The organism is Kordiimonas sp. (assembly GCF_048264555.1).
Classification (GTDB): domain Bacteria; phylum Pseudomonadota; class Alphaproteobacteria; order Sphingomonadales; family Kordiimonadaceae; genus Kordiimonas.
This window is the reverse complement of sequence record NZ_JBLXCX010000010.1, coordinates 1-16,074: the sequence shown is the minus strand read 5'-3', so window position 1 is coordinate 16,074 and position 16,074 is coordinate 1. Positions and strand designations below refer to the sequence as shown.

Genomic DNA, 16,074 nt, shown 5'->3' with positions numbered 1-16,074 from the left:
GTTCTCGGTTCTCCGGTAAGGCAACGGCAGGCCGATAGCTTAGTGGGGCGGAGTATATTTTCAGTATGAATAAACCGGGCAAACACTATTCTGACACCCTCCAACATACACGTGAGGTGTGTACTCATTTCGCCATGCGCCGCGAACGGCCCAAGCTCAAGGAAGTGTTCCCGGGTGAAATTGTCTCACTAGGTTCTGCACTTACGCCGATATCCATGCCTGTGGATGGCGAGTATCGGGCATTCACGTTCCAGTTGTGCCGCGAAAACCCTGAGATACTGAATTTTGCTGCAGCTCGTTTCATCGGACGGGTTGAGGGGGAACCCAAACTGCAGGATGTCTCTGAGCATGCCGTGTGCACCCAAAGCACATGCCATGAAAAGCGTAATGACCCGTACGCGGCTGTTACGGGCGGTGTATTTGGCCCGAATATCCACAGCAAACGGGAGCCGCAGCCTTGGTGGCGCGCGGAGTTCCCTAGCACGGTGAAGGTGAACCATGTGTATTTTTATCATCGCATGGACCGCAATATCACCCGTACAAACTCGCTGCGTATTTTTGCGGAAGATGCAAATGGCGTGCAGCATGACCTCTATCACCCGCACTCTCACCTTCGTTCCTTTATTGATGGACGACTGCAGCGCGCGATTGATGATATCGACGCCCTTCGTGACCACTGCGATGAAGCGAGACAAGCGGAATATGAGGGGCTGGTTTCCGCGGCGTTTGGACAGCTCAGTTGCCTTTTGAAAGATGTGGGGGCCGTTAAGCATTTCCGCCGGGCCAATCCGCCAAAAGGGAAATGGCGCGCATTCAAGTGGAAGCTGGCCAAGCGTTTTATGCCGGGGCGGGATAAGCGATTGATTGAGCGCGTGAAGGGTGAGCGTACCGAGATTGCGCGCAAACTGCTGGATGCGCTCGATATCGCGATTTCTAACGTACATGATTTTGGCGGCACGCCGGAGACCTCAAAGGATGTGCGCATCACACCAACGACAGCACGCCACATTCGTGTTCGCACCGTCGCTCTGGGCTGTAAGGGGCTTGGTGGTCTCAGGGTATATACCGGTGATGACGCCGAGGTTCTGGCACAGGCGTTTGACGGCAAAACCATGAAATTCCACCACGACCGGGCTGCATTTGTGGATGCCGAAGCATTTGGGCTTAACCTGCAGGGGCCGGTTTCCACAAAAATTGTGGACCTGGAGCAGGAAACATCCGTTGCCCGGCTTCAGTTTTGGAACCGCAGCCAGCTTCTGGGCGGGGGCACCATGTTTTTGCAGATAGCGCTCAGTAACGATAAGCAAAACTGGACCACGGTTTATGACCATGGTGCAACCTTCCGTCACGTGATGGGCGCGCGGCAGTTGGTTGACATGCTGATCGGGAACCAGTTGAGCAAGGGTTATGGCCGTTTGATTGGCAAGCTTTACACGCTCTACCGGTGCAAGTTTTCGGCCCGCCCCACAGCGAAAATGGTTGGCAAATACAGCCGTCCCGCCCTTTCGGCCCTGTTGAAAGGGTCTGAGGATGTGGCTGGTCAGATCAATCATTCCCGACGCATGCTATTCACCAAACACGGGATGAACATACCGCTCAGGGAGCGTAATGAAGCCAAGATCATGAAACATTTGGTGGAGTTTCGCGACAGTATGGAAAAGGTGGGGTTTGAACCCTTCCTGCTATATGGCACGCTGCTGGGTGCGATCCGGGAGAAGGATTTCATCCCCCATGACGATGACCTGGATACCGCAATCATACTTGAATGTGACGACCCGGAAACGCTGGTAGATGAGCGTGACAGAATTGTCGCTTTTCTCAATGAGAATGGTGTGCCGTGCTCTGCACCCACGCGTCGCTCGCCGCTCATTCATTGCAAGCGTGGTGATCTCACCATCGATATCTTTGTGCTTGGGTTGAAGGATGACACTATTTATTGGCCGCATACCCGGCTGGTGGTGGTGCCTGAGCGCGCGGATATCTTTCTGCCGCTTGGTGAGATTGAGTTTAAGGGCGAGCGGTTTAAAGCGCCGTTTGACCCCGAAGCGGTGTCCGAGGCACGTTATGGCGCCGGATGGCGAACACCAGAGCCAAGCTTCGAAATTTAGGTTCTGATTGTCTCGAAACCCGGCCTGACAACTCATAATTCTAAAAATACGCGCCTTAGTGTGGAAAATATTTCTAACTAAGGCGCGCTTTTCGGCCTAAATAGAAAAAATAATTTCCCTTTAGTCTTCCGCTTGCGCTAAACCCGCCCCATCTTTAAAACCCTGTGGACCACAGCGGTGAAAATTATAAGTTTGGTGCGGATTTCATGACAAAAACGCTTACTCATTTGAAACGTCTGGAAGCGGAGAGCATTCAGATCATGCGTGAGGTTGCGGCGGAAGCCGAAAACCCGGTGATGCTCTATTCCATCGGCAAGGATAGCGCCGTGATGCTGCATCTTGCCATGAAAGCGTTTTACCCAAGCTTGCCGCCCTTTCCCGTGATGCATGTGGATACCACATGGAAGTTCCGGGAGATGATCGAGTTTCGGGACCGGCTCACCAAAGACCTCGGCCTTGAGCTTATTGTGCACATCAATGAAGACGGCGTGCGCGAAGGCGTGGGCCCGTTCACGCACGGCTCCGCCTATCATACCGATGTGATGAAAACGCAGGGCCTTAAGCAGGCGCTTGACCGGCACGGCTTCGATGCGGCCTTTGGTGGTGCCCGCCGGGATGAGGAAAAATCCCGCGCGAAGGAGCGTATCTTCTCGTTTCGTTCCGCCCAGCACCGGTGGGACCCGAAGAACCAGCGCCCGGAACTGTGGAGCCTTTATAACACCCGCAAAGCGAAGGGGGAGAGCATCCGTGTATTCCCGCTCTCTAACTGGACCGAGCTTGATATCTGGCAATATATCCACCTGGAGCAGATCCCCATCGTGCCGCTTTATCTGGCGAAAGAACGCCCGGTGGTGAAGCGTGATGGTCAGCTCATTATGGTGGATGATGACCGCATGCCGCTCAACCCGGGTGAAGAACCTGAGATGAAGATGGTTCGTTTCCGCACCCTGGGTTGTTACCCGCTGACAGGTGCCGTGGAATCAAGCGCCGACACGCTAGAGGACGTTATTCAGGAAATGCTGCTCACCAAATCAAGCGAACGTCAGGGCCGGGTGATTGACCATGACAGCGCCGCGTCGATGGAGAAGAAAAAGCAAGAGGGGTACTTCTAATGTCGCACCAGTCAGACCTCATTGCTGAAGACATCACCGCCTACCTGAAGGCGCAGGAAGAGAAATCCATGCTGCGGTTCATTACCTGCGGCAGTGTTGATGATGGCAAGTCTACCCTCATTGGGCGGCTTCTATACGATAGCAAGCTGATCTTTGAAGACCAGCTTTCCGCGCTTGAGAATGACAGCAAGAAGATGGGCACACAGGGGCAGGAGATTGACTTCGCGCTTCTGGTGGACGGCTTGGCGGCGGAGCGTGAGCAGGGCATCACCATCGATGTGGCTTACCGCTTCTTCTCAACCGACAAGCGCAAGTTCATTGTGGCTGATACGCCGGGGCATGAGCAATATACCCGCAATATGGCGACGGGTGCCTCAACGGCTGACCTCGCGATCCTGCTGATTGACGCGCGCAAGGGTGTGCTTACGCAAACCCGCCGCCACAGCTTCATCGCGTCGCTCTTGGGTATCAAGCATATCGTGCTTGCAGTAAACAAGATGGACCTTGTGGACTATAGCGAGCAGGTGCTGAACGATATTGAAGCCGAGTACCGGGAATTCGCGAAAGACTTTGGCTTTACGGATATCACCCCCATTCCGCTTTCTGCACTTCGGGGGGACAATATCCTCACCAAGTCAGAGAACACGGGCTGGTATGATGGCCCAACGCTGATGCACCACCTTGAAACCGTGCAGGTGGATGATGCGCGCGCGGACGCGCCGTTCCGGTTGCCGGTACAGTGGGTGAACCGCCCGAACCTGGATTTCCGCGGTTTCTCCGGCACCATCGCAGGCGGCACCATCAAGCCGGGTGATGAGGTTAAAGTGCTGCCAAGTGCAGAGGTCAGCCGGGTGAAATCCATTGTCACTTATGACGGTGAGCTGGATGAGGGCGTGGCAGGCGAAGCCGTGACCATCACGCTTGAAGATGAGATTGATATCTCCCGCGGGGATGTGATCGCGGGCAAGGACTTCCCGCCAGAAGTGGCAGACCAGTTTGAAGCCAAAATCATCTGGATGGCGGCTGAGCAGATGCTGCCAGGCCGGCCTTACCTCTTTAAAACCGCGAACAAGATTGTGCCGGGTCAGGTGACCGACCTAAAATATAAGGTCAATGTGAACACGCTTGAGCATACAGCGGCCAAGCAGCTTGACCTCAATGAGATTGGTATCTGTAACATCTCGCTTGACCGTCGTATCGCGTTTGACCCATACGCTGATAACCGGGATACCGGTGCGTTTATCATCATTGACCGGCGGACCAACACCACCGTTGGTGTGGGCATGATCGATTTTGCACTTCGCCGTGCTTCGAACATCCATTGGCAGGCGCTTGACGTGAACAAACAGGCGCGGGCCGAGATGAAACATCAGCGCCCGGCGATCCTGTGGTTTACGGGCCTTTCCGGCTCCGGCAAATCCACCATCGCGAATATCATTGAGAAGCGCCTGTTCGCGCGCGGCCGCCACACCTATGTGCTGGACGGTGACAATGTGCGCCACGGCCTAAACCACGATCTCGGGTTTACTGACGTGGACCGGGTGGAAAACATCCGCCGTGTGGGTGAAGTGTCAAAACTGATGATCGACGCCGGCCTGATGGTGATGACGAGCTTTATTTCGCCGTTCCGGGCGGAGCGCGACATGGTGCGTGGCCTCGTGGAAGAGGGCGAGTTTGTTGAAGTGTTTATCGATACCCCGATTGAGGTATGCGCATCGCGTGACCCCAAAGGCCTTTATAAGAAAGCCAAGGCGGGTGAGATCAAAAACTTCACCGGGTATGACAGCCCCTATGAGGCGCCAAGCACACCGGATATTCACGTGAAGACCGATGAAATGAGCGCGGAAGACTGCGCGGACAAGATCATCGATTATCTCGAGAAGAACGGCTACTTGAGCGCGCCGGGCTTTACCACCGGCGGCGGCATATAAGCGTGCCGGTGCGATATTCAAAACATGAAAAGGCTGGGGTTCACCCCGGCCTTTTTTTTGTGTCTGACATAAAGCGAGGAGAGAAGAATGAGCATGAAAGAGACAGTGGTGATGATGACGTGCTACCGCGCCTGGGCCAACGCACGCACCTATGAGGTTGTCTTGAGCGCGCCAGAGGGTGAGATCACCAAGGCGCGCAAAACCCACTTTCGCTCCATCGCCTATACCCTCAACCATGTTTATGTGATCGACGATATCTTCCGCGCTCACTTAACCGGCAGCAAACACGGCTATACTGGTCGCAACACTCCCGTCTGCCCACCGGTTGCGGCGCTTTGGCAAAAGCAAAAGGCGTTGGACGCTTGGTATGTGGAATACGCCAAAGGGCTGGATGAAGGCGCGCTAGATGAGATGATTACCTTTGATTTTGTTGATGGCGGGCAGGGTGCGATGACACGGGCAGAGATGCTGTTGCACCTTGCTACCCACACCCAGTATCACCGGGGTTTTGTGGGTGATATGCTGAACCAGATCCCAATAAAGCCTATTCCCACCGACCTGCCGGTGTACCTGCGGGATATGCGTGGGAACTGATGTGTTTTCGCTAAAATTTTAAAATTCAGGCAGGCTGACCATTGGCTGCGAAAGCCTGCTTGTGAGGTGCTTTCGCAATTTTATACGCCTTCCGTTAACTTGGCGTTAGAATTGCTTAATTAGCATTCCTGTGGTGTGGTCAAACACACAGAAGCGATATTGTGAGCACTTGTCTGGGGGGATATATGGCGAGCTTCAAGAGTAAATACTGGGTTTTTATGCTGAAACTCATGGGCAAGAAACGCAACCGCGCTACGGTTGAGGGTTTCTATAAAGACCTCAAGAAGCGCCGCGCCTCAGATACCTATCAGCCACCCAAAAAACTATATGAGCATTTCACCATTACGGAACGTGAGGTTGATGGTTTCCCGGTTTTTACCATGAAGGAAAAAAGCACCTCCATGCGCCAGCATCTGTTTTATTTGCACGGCGGGGCCTATGTGGGGGAAATTTTGCCGCAGCAGTGGGAATTTGCGGCACATTTGGCCGCCCGCACCCACTCACAGGTTACCATACCGATATACCCGCTCGCGCCAGAGCATACGGTTGAGACCACGCTACCTTTTGTGCAGAAGGTCTATGCCGAGATTGAGGAAAACCTTGGCGACTTCCGCATGCATGTGATTGGCGATAGCGCGGGCGCAGGCCTTGCGGTTGCCATGGCGGCAGAGCAGGTGAAGGCGAAGGGCAGCACAAGTATTCGCCAGCTTATACTTGTCTCCCCTTGGGTTGATGTGACGATGGAGAATGAAACTATTCCGGAACTGGATAAGGTTGACCCTTGGCTCACTCCTGTTGGCCTGAAGGAGGCCGGGAAATGTTACGCGGGTGAGGCGGATGTGCGTGACCCGCGCGTAAGCCCAACCTTCGGCACGCTTGAAGGGTTGCCGCCCTGCCATATCATGATTGGCACGCGGGATATTCTGCTGCCTGACGCGCGCCTGTTCGCAAGCAAGCTTGCGGACGCCGAGGTGAAACACAGCTTCCGACAGGTCGCGGATATGTTCCACTGTTGGGTGATGCTGGATATGCCCGAAACTCGCCGCGCGCGGGAGGAGATCATCGGGCTGCTGCAAAGCTGATCCTAGTTTTCCAAGCCCTCAAAGCCCGCTTCTCTGAGCGTGGTGCTGCCCAGCTCATGCACCGCCAGTTTGCCGGGGTTTTGGATATCTCCCATGCTTGACCACAGGATATAATCCACAGCGCGGTCTTCAAAGCCATGCTTCGCGAATAGCTCATGGCAGGCGGGCTGGTGGTCGCCATATAGTGCCAGTACGCGCGGGCGGTCGCTTCTCTTGGTGCTGGCGTTTGGGCCCAGGCGCGTAAACAGGTTGAGCACATTATCCATATGTTTGCGGAAAAGCGCGAAGGCGCGGTCACGGCTCGGGTCTGCTTCCTCAAGCGCTTTTTCATCAAGCCAGTTCGCAAGCCGCCCGGCATCCCATGGGCCGTGGCTCTCGATCGTGATGGCAAAAAGAAAGAGCGGCTTGTCAGACGTTTCCTTGTGGCGCGTGATGATGGCTTCCATCTCATCGCCCAGTGCCTTGTCGCTTACATAAGGGCCAAAACGTGCGGCGCCTTCAAACGCCTCAATGCCAATAAATTCTTCAAACCCCATTTTGGGGATCACCGTGCTGCGGCGGAAAAATTCTTTTTTGGCGGGATGCACACAAATGGTGTGATAGCCCGCAGCCCTCAGCCGTGTGGCAAGTGTTTCAACACCAGTATAAGCCGCGCGCTGATAGGGGTTGATGCGGTCGATACCAAGGGCGGCGTTGTCTGTGCCACTTAAGAACGCAAACTCGCTCTGCATCGTAGAGGCGCCCCAAGCAGGCACCGTGAGCGCACCCGTTGCTGCCCCCGCAGCGCGCAAAGCATTGAGAGGCTGCCAGCTATGATCTGCATGGCCGGGGATCAGATGATAGAGCCGGTCGATATCAAAATAGCTCTCCGCCTGCATGGCGATGATGTCTGGCTTGGTGCCTGGATGCGAAAGCGGTTGATGCTTCACGCTGAGGGCGGGGCTGCGCTCCTTGTTCATCAACATGCTGGCGTAAAACAGCATGAGCGGGAAATGGCCAAAGCGCGCTACGTCTGTGTTGATGTCAAACGTAAAGCCAATGCGCCGGGCTCGGGCGGGGTGCAGGAAACTGCCCAGAATTTTGCCTGAGATCGCAATGGCTAAAATCCACATGATTAGCCCCAGCGCCCATGCGGCCCATGTGGGAAGGGTGGACTGCATGCTGGCGAACGATGGCTCAAAAATATAGCTGAGCAGGATGGTGCCGACAAAGCTGCCAACAACAGTGAGCAAGCGCGTGCTGCCAACATAATCCACATAAAATTCGGGATAGATAAAAAGGTGGCGCGCTGTCTCCAGATCATGAGCCACAAGCGGTTCGCCCAGCACGCCGTTTTTCAGGTTCGACACAACGGTAAAACCACCATAAACCAGCACCCAGCCCGCAAAGGCGATCATCGGGTGGCCAAGAAGCGCGGCGAAACTGATGTAAACCAAAAGCGAGGTGATAGGCGTGCCGAGGTAATAAAGCGCATGGCGCTTTTCCTGCGGCTTGGTGAAGCCGATCACGATAAACCGTTCAAGCAGGAAAGGGATAACAGCGAGAGCCAAAAAGCCCATAAATGTGGGAAGTGTTAAAAACATTGCCGCAAGCGCCGGTTATCCAAGCTGGTGTTGTTGTAAGCGCCCACTATGGCCGGGCGCCGGGTCAATTTTGAGGCAAGCGAGGTTTTTCCCCGGTGATAACCCTGGCCGCCTCCTGAGCAGCAAGTGCAATACCGGCTTTTGAAAACAGATCCCCTCTGACTTGCGTATAGTTCTCTACAACGGTGAGGAATTCATCCGCAAGCCTTTGTTGTGGCAGCAAGGGCTTTTGCCAGAAGCTGTCGAGCGGTTGCGGGTCTGTCAGGCCTTCAATGTCATAAACCGCGCGGCCCAGCACTTTCATAGGGCGATAAAGCGACAGGGCCTTAAAGCCTACGGTGCTGTTGACCAGCACAACGCCGCGTGTTTTGCGTAGCAGCAGGTCGAGATTGCCGCCCGCGGCAAAACCAACCCGCGCCGCGATGCCAAGCTGCGCCGCCATGCGGCTGATAATGCCGCGATAGTTGATCATGCCGTTATCAAGCGGATGGTTTTTAAAAAAGAGAGCACTGTCTTTTGGGGCGTGATGCGCGAAGGACGTGAGCGTCTCTTCGATAAATTCCACCATGCCGCTGAAACGGGAGTGTTCGCGAATTTGATAGTCGCTATTGAGTTGGAGGGGGGCGAGAAAATAGGGCTCGTCTCCAAGCTCGAAGCGTTTGATGGTTCGTTTGTTTTCACCGCCATGGCGCAGCGTGCTCCAGCCCCGCTTGATCCAGCCAACCGCTTCCTCACCAAGGGTTGCGGGGCGGTGCGTGCGGTAATGAGGGAAGCGAAACTTGTGCAGCATATTGGCGCCGTGTGCTGCGATGTCCATAAGTGCCCTGCGGCGCATATCTGTTGCGACTGCAGGCAGGGTGCAGCGCGATTTGTGTGGCGCGTCCTCAAAAAGTGTGGCGATACCTTTCATCGAGTGTGGCATGCGCGAGAAGCCGTTGGTGCCGCCTGCTTCCATCGTTACCCAGCCCGGGCGAATGTATCCTTCTTCAAACACATAAAGCTTTGCGCCATGTGCTTCCGCAAGCGAGCGCATGTGGGTGTGCACAGGCCGGCAGTCACCAAACAACAAAACAGTATCGATATGTTTTCCCGACAGCAGTGCCTGGTAAAAAGCGGGTAGGCCATCAGGTGTGCCCTGATAGGCGTGGTGATGGATGTTTTTGTGAGCTGGCCCGCTGAAAAGCTGGTCACCCCCACAGAAATGTACCCGGTGAATCTGGTGGTCTTGCTCGGCCAAAATATGCGCGAGCGTTGCAAAAAAAGGGGTAGCGAGACCTTGCAGGAACAAAATGGCGCGCGGGTGAGGGGTAGCGGTATGGGTCTGCGCGGAAGAAGGTTCATCAACCATGATATACAGCGTTCCCCATTCATTCGAACCCTCGGCTCGGGTGCGATTTTGTTATGCCATGGGGTAGCAAAGCCCCTTTGTGGGTTCAATTTCTTTTTAAACTATAAGGCCTAAATGGGTGTATAGAGAGGTGAGCACTTTACCATGGCTGCAACCGTTCATGTTTCGTTAAGGTGTTTTTATGTAGCCCATGTGCTATCGGCATGAACCTTATGCCGACAATTCTGTTTCAAGTAACTTGTTGTCATAAAACAGAGAATTCAAAGGCCTATGGGTCACTAAAATAAATTATAGGTATGTGGTATAGCCCAAATGGGCCTATCATACTTGGGCTTATTCATGTGACTTGAATAACGTTGGGGCCAGCTAGGGGGTAACGTGACTATCAATTGCAGAACATCGATAATTTATCTTGGACCATAGAGGTTTATTGTGAATGTGAATCGGTTGTGATAGCTTTCCGCGAATTTTCACAGGTGATTCTGGATACCCGCAAAAAAAAGCCATATTTCTGTTTTTAATCAGATGTTTGGAGTGCGGCAATCAATAATAAGCGACGTAGCTTTGGGGATTTTTAATGAAAAGCACGGCGGACGAGCGTAAAGCTCAAGAGAATATTTTCGACCTTCCGAACAGTGTGAAGGCGGACTTAAGCGATACTTTGGACAACATAGCTTCTGGTTTCCTGAAGCAGGGACAAGCGCTCGAGCGGTTGTCGCAGAGCTATGATGAAAACTCTTACAAGGAAGCAATCCGGATAGCGCTGCAGACGCGCGGCCACCTGATTGTGATTGGTATGGGCAAATCCGGCCATGTGGCGCGCAAGATTTCCGCGACGCTCGCATCAACCGGCACCCCGTCATTCTTCCTGCACCCCGCCGAGGCCTCCCATGGTGACCTGGGCATGGTGACAGCGGATGACACGCTGCTCCTGATCTCCTATTCCGGCGAGACGCAGGAAATTGTTCAGCTCCTTCCTTCCCTTAAAACTTTCGGTAACAAGATCATCAGCATTACGGGCGCCAAGTCTTCCACACTTGGGCGTGCTTCTGATGTTGTGCTTGAAATTCCGATTGCGGAAGAAGTGTGCCCCAACAATCTGGTGCCAACCACCTCGATTGTTGTGACCGTTGCCATTGGTGACGCGCTGGCGATCTCCTTGATGTCGCTGCGTGACTTCCATGCGAAAGATTTCGCGCGCTATCATCCGGGCGGGTCCCTTGGGCGCCGCCTGTTGATGAAGGTGGAAGATGTGATGCTCACATCAAGCGTGCCGACGGTACCGCCAAGCATGGTTCTGCTGGAGCTGGCTGCTGAAATGGCTGGTGGCCCGGCTGGTGTGGCTGTCGTGGTGGATGACGACCGCAAACCAATTGGCGTTGTTACCAAAGGCCAGCTCGGGGTTGCGTTGCGTGTTACCCGCCGGGTGCGCGAAGTTGCCGCACACCAGTGTATGAGCAAAGAATTTTCCGTTATTCAGAAGTCCGTTATTGTTGATGAGGCGGAGAGCACCATGCGGGCGGATGAGGTTAAATTCCTCGTCGCTGTTGATAAGGACGGCCGTTACGCAGGTATCTACAAACACGGAGACTAAGATTGACTACGCGAGAGCGACGCCGGTTTGGGTCTAAGGCCCGGTCTGCTCTCGCGGTGCAGTCCGGCGTTGTTTATGCGCTGTCTGTCCGTGAAATGTACCGTAAATACGGGGCCTATAAGCTAGGTGTAGTTTGGGCGCTTCTTGAACCCATCATGATGATCATGGTTTTCATGATCGTGTTTGGCGCGCGGGGGCGTGGTGAGTTTGGGTTTATTGATCCACCCCTCTTTATCCTCGCCTCCTTCCTGCCCTTTAAGGTGCTGTTCTCCCAAACCCTTCAGGGGTGTTCAAAAGCCGCGAATGCGATGAACCCCTTTGTGCTGTTCCGGCAGGTCAGCCTGTTTGACATGATGCTGGCGCGCATTCTTCTCACAACTGTAACCGCCCTTCTGGCTCTTGTTGTGATTGGCTGTGGCCTTGCCTGGTTTGGGTTCGACCCCATCCCCGACAGGATTTTGGAAACTATATGCGGGCTGTTCCTCATTCAGGCTTTTGGGTTTGGTATGGGGATTATTTTTTGCGTTGTTGGCTCGTTCGCGAAGGAAATGGACAAAATTACCGGGCTTATCAACCTGCCACTTCTGTTTCTGTCGGCGGTGTTTTTCCCGATGACGATCATCCCTGAGCCGTACCAGACATGGATGGCTTATAACCCTCTTGTCCACCCGATGGAAATGATCCGGGAAATGTGGTTTGCCCACTACACAAGCCCGGTGCTCGACCTTGAGTATTACGCCAAGTGGTTGATTGGGCTTTGGGCCATAGCCATGTCCAGCTACCGGTTGCGCTGGCGACGGATATCTGCGCCATGATCACAGCCGAGAATGTCACAAAGGTATATGCCACCAAGGTGTCAAGGCGTGTGCTGATCAGAGATCTTTCATTTCACTTCCCTGGTGGCGGTGATTTCGCCATTCTGGGGGCCGGGGGGTCAGGGCTCTCGAGCCTTCTCAACATGATTGGGGGCCTGTCGCATCCAACGCGCGGTACTATTCGCCGCCAAGGCACCACATCCTGGCCCTTTGGGCAGATGCATTATGAGAAGATGATGTCTGCGCACCAGAACATCCGTTTTTTATGTCGGGTTCTGGGGGAGCGGGATTTCGATGCGGTTGAAAACCGGGTGCGGGAACTTACAGGCTTTGACCAGCAACTCAGGCGCCCATCCGGCACATTGAGGCAGGATGAAAAACGGGCGATCGGTTTCGCGCTTAGCCTCTGTTTTTCATTCGATATTATGCTTCTGGACGGCATGCCGACGTTTTTCACATTTGAAACGCGCAAGAAGATGAAAGACGCCTTTCTCGAGAAGAGGGAGCAGTCAACCGTCGTGCTGGCGACCAAAAATCCGGCCGAGATCAAAAATTCCTTCTCTCACGTGCTGGTGCTTCATAATGGCACGGGCAGATTGTACGATGACCGCCAAGATGCTATCGAGGCGTTCAAGGAAATTAATGCAAACGCACCTGAAAAGGCTGAAAAAGCTGAATAAGGGACAGGCGCAGGGAACGTTCGTGAATTTAAAGGCACCATCCGTTGGCGGTATAGCCGGGTTTCTGAAATCACAAAGGCCCTATTTTTGGGTCTTGGTGATATGGGGCATCTGCTTTCTCTATTACATGCTGGTTGCGTCTGACAGATATGCACCTGAAGCAAAGGTGTATGTGAAGTCAGTAAAAGAGCAATCAGGCGGGGAGTTTAACGCTCTGTCGATGCTGACGGGGACGTCTTCGTCAACCTCCGATATGGCGCTTTTGCAGAATTATCTGCGTTCGCATGATCTCCTGATGATCCTTGATGAGCGGCTTGACCTCAGGGGGCATTACAGCTCTGACATGGCCGATTTTCTGTCGGGTCTTTGGCATGGGGCATCGGAAGAAGATTTCCTCGACTATTACCGCAAGCACATCATGCTTGAGTTGGACCCACTTTCCGGCATCCTGAGCGTGCGCGCGCAGGGTTTCTCGCGTGAATTTTCCCTCGAGCTTACAAAAGAGATGCTGGTGGAAGGCGAGGCCTTTATCAACAAGGTAGGGCAGGATATTGCGGTGCAGGAGATCAAGTTCGTTGAGCACGAGCTCGAGCGCGCAAAAAAGGATGTGCAGCTTGCCCAGCGCGAACTGCTTGCGTTTCAGTCAAAGTACCAGACTTTAAGCCCAAAGGCGGAAGGACAAGCCTTCCAGCAGGTGATGACCTCCTTGAGGTCACGCCTCGTAGGGTTGCGTGCAGAAGAAAAAGTACTCATGAGCTACCTCAATGAAAATGCGGCGGAGGTTGTCGCTGTACGGGCACGCATTGAGGCGATTGAGGAACAACTGGCATCTGAGCAAGGCAAACTCTCGCTCAACTCGCCGGATGAAAAAACGATCGGCGAAGTGAACTTGGATTATCAGGAGCTGGAACTGAAGTTGAAGTTCGCAACCGAGATTTACAAAGTGGCTTTTGCTACGCTTGAAAAAACCAAGGTGGACGCCTACCGGAAGCTCAAGCACCTGGTTGTGGTGCAGGCGCCAACAATGCCTGAGGAAGCTTCCTTCCCAAGGCGAGGGTATATTCTGCTGACGATTTTTGTAGTGCTGACGCTGGGGTACGGTATTGCAGCACTTGTTGTCGCGACCGTGAGGGAGCACCGCGATGTCTAACCTGTTGAACGGAACGGAAATGATACGGACGATGCTGCTTGTGACAAAGAAGGCCGTTTTGGCGATAGGTTTGTTGGTCTTTGGCGCTTTGGCTGTGCAGGCGCAGATGACGGCCGTAAGCCAGGAAGCAACGCCCGCGCGCTCAGAGGCGACGGTTACGACAGACAATCACCGTGTTTTTGGTCAGTGGATATTTGACGGCGAGTTTTCGCAGCAACAGTTCACGGGCTTTAACCCAAACTATAAAATCTCAACTGGAGATCAGATCACTATCCAGCTTTGGGGAGGGTTTGAGTTTCAAGGCGCCGTGGTTGTTGACAATCAGGGTAATATCTTTCTGCCCAAAGTTGGCCCGGTGCCGCTCCGTGGTGTGCGAAACGCAGATGTGAACGAGCGCGTCACCAAAGCGGTCCAGACCGTGTTTAAAACCAACGTCGGCGTATATGCGTCACTCGCAGATGCTGAACCGGTCAAGATTTTTGTCACCGGTTTTGTGAAGCAGCCCGGGCTTTATGCGGGCCATTCTTCCGACAGCATCCTGCGGTTCCTTGATCTCGCGGGCGGGATTGACCCCAAGCGCGGTAGCTATATCGGGCTTGAGCTTTTGCGCCAGGGCGAAGTTGTGCAGAGCGTGAACCTCTATGAATTCATTCTTGAGGGTCGTTTGCCCTCAATGCAGCTGTTTGATGGTGATACGCTTCTGGTGAAAAGCGTGCAGTCGCAGGTTGGCGTGCTGGGGTTAGTGCAAAACCCCTTTGTATTTGAGTTCGACCACGACCGGGTGAGCATGGCGGAAGTGCTCGCGCTCGCGCACCCCACATCCAAGGCAACGCATATCCGGGTGCACAGGAATAATCGCCGCAAAGAAGAGGTGGATTATTATTCCCTCGACGCGGTTGACGGCCTCTTTGTTGAGGCAGGGGACGTTGTTGAGGCAACCTCAGACAAGCTGCCCGGCACTATTGCAGTACGTGTTGAAGGAGAACACCTGAGCAGGCAGGAATATATCCTGCCTTACGGTGCGCGCCTTTCAGAGCTGCTGGAACAGATCAAATTTTCGCCGGACGCGGAACGCGATGCGATCCAGCTTTTCAGGAAAAGTGTAAAAGCACGGCAGAAAGAAATGCTGCTGGCGCAGTTGCAGGCGCTTGAAAGCAGTGTGCTGACGGCGCGTTCACACACACAAGAAGAGGCGTCACTTCGGCAGCGCGAGGCTGAACTGGTTATGCAGTGGGTTGAGCGCGCGAAGGATATCGAACCAAGAGGGCAGGTGGCGCTAGGTGGCACAGCAAAGGTCCAGCATGATCTTCTCTTGGAATCAGGTGATATCATCCGTATCCCACGGAGGAGCAGTCTCGTGATGGTGCACGGCGATGTGCTTTTCCCAAGCGCCATGGCCTTTGAAGACCGGCGCACGCCCCAAGATTACATCGATCTAGCTGGTGGCTTCGTGCAGGCACGGGGGAGCGCAAACGTGCTGGTGCTGCATAGGGATGGTACGTTCGATAAGCTCGATAAAGGCGATCTCGACAGCCGCCGGACCAAGCTGAAAGCAGGCGATGAGATCTTTGTATTGCCACGGGTGCAAACCAAACATTTCCAACTGGCAAAAGACGTTACCGGGCTTCTCTATCAGATTGCGGTTTCAGCTGGTGTGATATTGCGGCTTTGATCAGCCGCGTGCTCGCTACGGTTTTTTTACGGAATGAGGCGAAAGATTGGCGAAATCTGTATCCTTTGTAACACGCTTGTCAAAATAAGATGGTGGATATGGCGTGATTTATGGTTGAAGATGTATATATGGACCTAATGATTTGATTAAATTGCCACCAGAAGCACCAAATCGCACGATTTGATGCGTATCTGGTTGACAACATGCAACTAATATAGTTTAGCGAGTGTCTGTGGGGAGGTGTGGGGCCGCACCTCATTGGAACGACCTCGACGGCTTTTAGGAGGAACACTATGGCTACGAATACACAGTTCGGTACGCTCGGCGATGATGTTATCAACGGGACACTGGACGACGACATTTACTACGGTGATGAAGGCGCGGACCAGCTATCAGGTGGTGCGG

12 protein-coding genes are annotated in these 16,074 nt (G+C 53.8%); 10 read left to right on the top strand and 2 right to left on the bottom strand.

Going from position 1 to position 16,074, the window contains the following annotated elements:
• Positions 1 to 65 precede the first annotated feature (65 nt).
• The 5 genes from ACN0XZ_RS18010 to ACN0XZ_RS17990 all read left to right on the top strand — a co-directional run bounded on the left by ACN0XZ_RS18010 (position 66) and on the right by ACN0XZ_RS17990 (position 6,827).
• On the top strand, positions 66 to 2,108 hold the full coding sequence (locus tag ACN0XZ_RS18010; protein ID WP_417459203.1) for a LicD family protein: 2,043 nt from the start codon (positions 66 to 68) through the stop codon (positions 2,106 to 2,108).
• Positions 2,109 to 2,314: 206 nt separating this feature from the next.
• Entirely contained in the window at positions 2,315 to 3,220 is a 906-nt protein-coding gene (gene cysD / locus ACN0XZ_RS18005) for a sulfate adenylyltransferase subunit CysD (protein ID WP_417459202.1), read from the top strand.
• On the top strand, positions 3,220 to 5,151 hold the full coding sequence (gene cysN / locus ACN0XZ_RS18000) for a sulfate adenylyltransferase subunit CysN (protein WP_417459201.1): 1,932 nt from the start codon (positions 3,220 to 3,222) through the stop codon (positions 5,149 to 5,151). Before cysD ends, cysN begins: the two co-directional genes overlap by 1 nt.
• An 87-nt stretch (positions 5,152 to 5,238) precedes the next feature.
• The gene (locus tag ACN0XZ_RS17995; RefSeq protein WP_417459200.1) at positions 5,239 to 5,745 is read left to right on the top strand and encodes a DinB family protein; all 507 of its coding nucleotides are present in this window, start codon (positions 5,239 to 5,241) and stop codon (positions 5,743 to 5,745) included.
• A 185-nt stretch (positions 5,746 to 5,930) separates the two neighbouring features.
• On the top strand, positions 5,931 to 6,827 hold the full coding sequence (locus ACN0XZ_RS17990) for an alpha/beta hydrolase (protein WP_417459199.1): 897 nt from the start codon (positions 5,931 to 5,933) through the stop codon (positions 6,825 to 6,827).
• Between the two features lie 2 nt (positions 6,828 to 6,829).
• Here ACN0XZ_RS17990 and ACN0XZ_RS17985 read toward each other — a convergent pair whose 3' ends face one another.
• Both ACN0XZ_RS17985 and ACN0XZ_RS17980 read right to left on the bottom strand, forming a co-directional pair.
• The gene (locus ACN0XZ_RS17985; protein WP_417459198.1) at positions 6,830 to 8,410 is read right to left on the bottom strand and encodes a sulfatase-like hydrolase/transferase; all 1,581 of its coding nucleotides are present in this window, start codon (positions 8,408 to 8,410) and stop codon (positions 6,830 to 6,832) included.
• A 64-nt stretch (positions 8,411 to 8,474) separates the two neighbouring features.
• Positions 8,475 to 9,758, bottom strand: a complete 1,284-nt coding sequence (locus ACN0XZ_RS17980; protein WP_417459197.1) for a capsule biosynthesis protein — start codon at positions 9,756 to 9,758, stop codon at positions 8,475 to 8,477.
• Positions 9,759 to 10,335: 577 nt separating this feature from the next.
• Here ACN0XZ_RS17980 and ACN0XZ_RS17975 point away from each other — a divergent pair.
• The 5 genes from ACN0XZ_RS17975 to ACN0XZ_RS17955 are packed head-to-tail and all read left to right on the top strand — an operon-like array spanning position 10,336 to position 15,669.
• Positions 10,336 to 11,352: a KpsF/GutQ family sugar-phosphate isomerase gene (locus tag ACN0XZ_RS17975; RefSeq protein ID WP_417459196.1), complete on the top strand. Its 1,017-nt coding sequence runs from the start codon at positions 10,336 to 10,338 to the stop codon at positions 11,350 to 11,352.
• Positions 11,353 to 11,354: 2 nt separating this feature from the next.
• A complete protein-coding gene (locus ACN0XZ_RS17970) occupies positions 11,355 to 12,167 on the top strand; it encodes an ABC transporter permease (RefSeq protein ID WP_417459195.1) in 813 nt (270 codons plus the stop codon).
• Positions 12,164 to 12,847: an ATP-binding cassette domain-containing protein gene (locus tag ACN0XZ_RS17965; protein ID WP_417459194.1), complete on the top strand. Its 684-nt coding sequence runs from the start codon at positions 12,164 to 12,166 to the stop codon at positions 12,845 to 12,847. Before ACN0XZ_RS17970 ends, ACN0XZ_RS17965 begins: the two co-directional genes overlap by 4 nt.
• A gap of 22 nt (positions 12,848 to 12,869) precedes the next feature.
• Positions 12,870 to 13,997: a hypothetical protein gene (locus ACN0XZ_RS17960; RefSeq protein WP_417459193.1), complete on the top strand. Its 1,128-nt coding sequence runs from the start codon at positions 12,870 to 12,872 to the stop codon at positions 13,995 to 13,997.
• On the top strand, positions 13,990 to 15,669 hold the full coding sequence (locus ACN0XZ_RS17955) for a polysaccharide biosynthesis/export family protein (RefSeq protein WP_417459192.1): 1,680 nt from the start codon (positions 13,990 to 13,992) through the stop codon (positions 15,667 to 15,669). Before ACN0XZ_RS17960 ends, ACN0XZ_RS17955 begins: the two co-directional genes overlap by 8 nt.
• Positions 15,670 to 16,074: the final 405 nt, after the last annotated feature.

What these genes read in the sequence shown, in the direction of transcription:
- ACN0XZ_RS18010 (WP_417459203.1), top strand. Translation starts at nt 66, where the DNA reads ATGAATAAACCGGGCAAACACTATTCTGACACCCTCCAACATACACGT.
- cysD (WP_417459202.1), top strand. Translation starts at nt 2,315, where the DNA reads ATGACAAAAACGCTTACTCATTTGAAACGTCTGGAAGCGGAGAGCATT.
- cysN (WP_417459201.1), top strand. Translation starts at nt 3,220, where the DNA reads ATGTCGCACCAGTCAGACCTCATTGCTGAAGACATCACCGCCTACCTG.
- ACN0XZ_RS17995 (WP_417459200.1), top strand. Translation starts at nt 5,239, where the DNA reads ATGAGCATGAAAGAGACAGTGGTGATGATGACGTGCTACCGCGCCTGG.
- ACN0XZ_RS17990 (WP_417459199.1), top strand. Translation starts at nt 5,931, where the DNA reads ATGGCGAGCTTCAAGAGTAAATACTGGGTTTTTATGCTGAAACTCATG.
- ACN0XZ_RS17985 (WP_417459198.1), bottom strand. Translation starts at nt 8,410, where the DNA reads ATGTTTTTAACACTTCCCACATTTATGGGCTTTTTGGCTCTCGCTGTT.
- ACN0XZ_RS17980 (WP_417459197.1), bottom strand. Translation starts at nt 9,758, where the DNA reads ATGGTTGATGAACCTTCTTCCGCGCAGACCCATACCGCTACCCCTCAC.
- ACN0XZ_RS17975 (WP_417459196.1), top strand. Translation starts at nt 10,336, where the DNA reads ATGAAAAGCACGGCGGACGAGCGTAAAGCTCAAGAGAATATTTTCGAC.
- ACN0XZ_RS17965 (WP_417459194.1), top strand. Translation starts at nt 12,164, where the DNA reads ATGATCACAGCCGAGAATGTCACAAAGGTATATGCCACCAAGGTGTCA.
- ACN0XZ_RS17955 (WP_417459192.1), top strand. Translation starts at nt 13,990, where the DNA reads ATGTCTAACCTGTTGAACGGAACGGAAATGATACGGACGATGCTGCTT.